The sequence below is a fragment of the Candidatus Pantoea edessiphila genome, from assembly GCF_002933355.1.
GTDB lineage: Bacteria > Pseudomonadota > Gammaproteobacteria > Enterobacterales > Enterobacteriaceae > Pantoea_C > Pantoea_C edessiphila.
Genome location: NZ_CM009566.1, coordinates 1 through 3,683, shown reverse-complemented (window position 1 = coordinate 3,683; position 3,683 = coordinate 1). Strand labels below are relative to the sequence as shown.

Annotated in this window: 4 protein-coding genes and 1 pseudogene; all 5 read right to left on the bottom strand. The window is 26.0% G+C overall.

The annotated features are described in order from the left end of the window. Positions 1-850: 850 nt before the first annotated feature. Positions 851-937, bottom strand: a pseudogene (locus CRV10_RS03730) (hypothetical protein); the annotation flags it as partial. 214 nt (positions 938-1,151) lie between these two features. After that, positions 1,152-1,274: a hypothetical protein gene (locus tag CRV10_RS03725; RefSeq protein ID WP_277870346.1), complete on the bottom strand. Its 123-nt coding sequence runs from the start codon at positions 1,272-1,274 to the stop codon at positions 1,152-1,154. A gap of 132 nt (positions 1,275-1,406) precedes the next feature. Then, a complete protein-coding gene (locus CRV10_RS00070) occupies positions 1,407-2,081 on the bottom strand; it encodes a DUF2076 domain-containing protein (protein ID WP_136129798.1) in 675 nt (224 codons plus the stop codon). 95 nt (positions 2,082-2,176) lie between these two features. Further along, positions 2,177-2,716: a phospholipase D family nuclease gene (locus tag CRV10_RS00065; protein ID WP_136129797.1), complete on the bottom strand. Its 540-nt coding sequence runs from the start codon at positions 2,714-2,716 to the stop codon at positions 2,177-2,179. A gap of 127 nt (positions 2,717-2,843) precedes the next feature. Further along, positions 2,844-3,683, bottom strand: a complete 840-nt coding sequence (locus CRV10_RS00060) for a replication initiator protein A (protein WP_136129796.1) — start codon at positions 3,681-3,683, stop codon at positions 2,844-2,846.

Here is a 3,683-nt window from a genome sequence, read left to right as displayed (position 1 = left end):
AATTTTGTGCTCTCTACTAACTATTACTACAAATTCATCAATAAACTTTAATAATACATTATTTATTTCATATAGATCAGTAATTTGATCGTTTAATAATTAATGAGTTATTAATTTATGATCAATAATTAAAAATTTTTCTAAAATATAGAAAATTAATAAACTACAATTCTTAAAATTTAGTTTACCAAAAACATTATTATTTATCCCCAAAAATACGTTAATATGCTGTGGATAAGTAGTTAACAACTACTGTGATTTAAAAACCCAACTACTGTGATTTAAAAACCCAACTACTGTGATTTAAAAACCAAATACTGTGATTTAAAAACCACTATCAAAAAATTTTTTATATTTTTCATGATGATAAAAGCAAAAAAAAAGCCTTAAAAACCCAACTACTGTGATTTAAAAACCCAACTACTGTGATTTAAAAACCAAATACTGTGATTTAAAAACCACTATCAAAAAATTTTTTATATTTTTCATGATGATAAAAGCAAAAAAAAAGCCTTAACTTATTTAACTTATTATTTAACTTAAAATCTTTTAACTTATCGCGCGCGAGGTTTGTCTGTGGATAACTTTTTTAAAAATTGCATTTTTCATAAAAATCAAAAAAAATCAAAACAAACTTACTGACTGGAACATAACTATTAAAAAGCTCTTACAGCCCCCTAAAATCTCCTTAGAGCGATTATAAGACATAAGATGAAGGAAAGGACCCCAGAAAAAGAAAGTCCCTTAAAAAGAATTATAGAGGGGAATTATTGGATATAATAAAAAGAGAAAATAAAGCCATTAAAAATTTACAAAACTTACCGAACCAGACAATTTTAAAAAAACAAACTTACATATAATCTCCATTAGGAAATCCCCTGTATTGAAGAAATCTTATTAATTTAATTTTTTCTTTTTGATTTTTAGGAATTATTTTACCAAACTTTTTTCATTATAGATTCTTTAGCTATTTCAAACCAATCTATCTCATATTTATCAAATTACTGCTCGATATCAGAATTTTTAAATCCCTTCTGTTTTATTTTTTGTCGTATCCTAACTGGACCATATAATTTCATAACATATTGCTTAAACAGATCACCGATTAACCTATTATCATCAATATAATTATTTTTTTGAAGTTTATACATTTAATGATCTAAAAGATCTGAACCTCTTATTAATTTTTTCATCAAATTAATAATATTGTTAGATGAAAAATCTTTGTTAGATAGCAAAAATATTGCATATTTATATAATTTTTCATCTTCCATAAATATATTTTCTATTTAATTTTTCCAAAATGATTGATTAAAATTATTTTTTTGAAAAAACCTTCCTCTTTCTAAGTAACAAAATTAGTCATAAAACTTAGTAAACCAAATTAAAAAAAGAAATTCATTTTTTTATATAAAATCATCATCACCAAAACCACCTAATTCGAAATCATTATCAGATATTTGGTCGTCACAATCAATTACTTGACTATCAGAATCATGGTCTAACATATCTAAATGATTGTCAGCATCTAAACTCAAATCAGAACTAAAAGGATCACCCTCATTCATAGAACCAGGATCATCAATGACATTTAAAATTTCTTCTGGAGCAGAATGATGAAACATGTTACTTAACATATTTCCTATTACAACACCTCCCGCAACTCCAACTGCAGTTTGTAATGCACCACTCATAAAACTACTAGTACTATTACGTGCTTGCATATTACTGGGAACAAAACTATTATTAGCTTCAGTAAATGGATGCAAATTATTTGTGGGAGCTGACTGAGCTGTTTGATTACTATTGAACAACCTACCTAGGAAACTCTTATCCTTATTCTGATTCATTTGAAGTTGAAAAATTTCATTTTTCAACTTCAAAATCTCTTGGTTAAGTTTATTTAGAGCAGCTTCTTGAATTAAAATAGTTTGGACCATATAGTAAGGTGATATAGGTTGTTTGCTTATACAATCCTGGATTAGTTTTTCTGCTTCACAGTCCCTAACCGATGAATTTTCTTCGGCTTTTTGTAGTCTCTGAAATAATTTCTCAATAAGATTTTTTTCTTCTAATTCCATAGTTAACGTTCCTTAATAAATAAAATAATTGATCATCATTGCAATATTAAGATAACTTATGTTAATTCTCAATAAATTATTATCCTAATCCTATTTTAATAACTAGGTGTTGCATGTTTTCCTTCGTCCCATAACCGATCAAATTCCCGAATGTATTTTTGAGCAATATCAATTCTATTTTTAATGTAAACAACATTTTCAGCATTACGTAAAGTTGCAGCTTGAGTATAATTAAAAGAACCCGTTTCAACTGATTTTTGATCAAATATCATAAATTTGTTATGCATAATAGAATACTTATCATTTAACATAACTGGAATTCTATGATTTACTAAGTATGTAACAGCAGTATATCTACCAGTATTTGATTTTTTATCAACAACTAAACGTACATTTACTCCCTTTTTATGAGCTTCAACTAATGCCAAAGCTATGGGTTTACTAGTAAAGGAATAAGCAGCAATAAAAATTGATTCTTTTGATTTTTTAATAGCTTTAAGTATAATTTTACTAGCAGTATTACCAGGTGAAAATCCTATTTCTATATCATTACAATCATGAACTTGAGCAATAACTGAGATAGATATAACAACTAAAATAGAAAAAATAGCAGTATTTAATTTTCTGTAAATCATTTAACAACTCCAAAATATTTTACTGTGTTTATTTAACTTCACTAACTTATCCTTAATAAATAAAAAAATCTTAATTTAAAAAATTTTAAACTTTTATAGTAAATTTCTCTAATTTTTTAATGAGATATTAATTAAAATTTATTTTTTTATCTTTTAAGTTATTTTTTCGATTATCAAAAATAACCATATCTTCTACAGAATCATAGCGTATAGTATAATCTGGTAGATCATTAGTATTAGCAAGTTTCTTAATATTATGTCTAAACATCTTTAATAAAGATGTACTACCTGTTTTTAAATGTAATTTATCAAGTGTAATACTAAAATAACTCTGAATACCACAATGTTTACGAGCTATTTCATAAATACGTCTATCTATTGCTTTTCTAATACGAAAATAATCAGGGCTAATTTTCAATAATCTTTTTTTATGCAATGCTTGATACAACCAATCCGGTAAAGTAACTTTAACCATACCAATATCAAGTTTACCCTTTTTTTCTTCAAGAATTTGCCAACTGTCAATAAGACCAAATCCTATAATTTCTTGCTTTCTTTTAGAGTAAAAAATATTTGTTTTTATGGTAGTTCCTTTCAATCTATCCAAAGTTCTTTCAAGTTCTTGATATGTTCTACCACTGATTGTTCTATTGGTAGTTACAAAAAAATCATAAGGTGTAAAGCAGACAGTTTTACTTATTTCTTGATTTACATTCATTGATTCTTGTAATTTTGATATCACGTATATCCACACATCTTTATCAAAAATAGTAGCTAATCCATCTGAGTTTGGTTTAACTATAACAGTTATATTACCATTTCTATATTCTCTTGTTTTTGTATTACCACCTTTTAAAGCAAAAAATGGATGTTCCATACTAGCGATTTCATCTCTAAAGCTAGAAAGTTCAATATTATCTGCAATAAAAAATTCTAATCTGTGTTTACGCGGTTTTAATGTATTCAA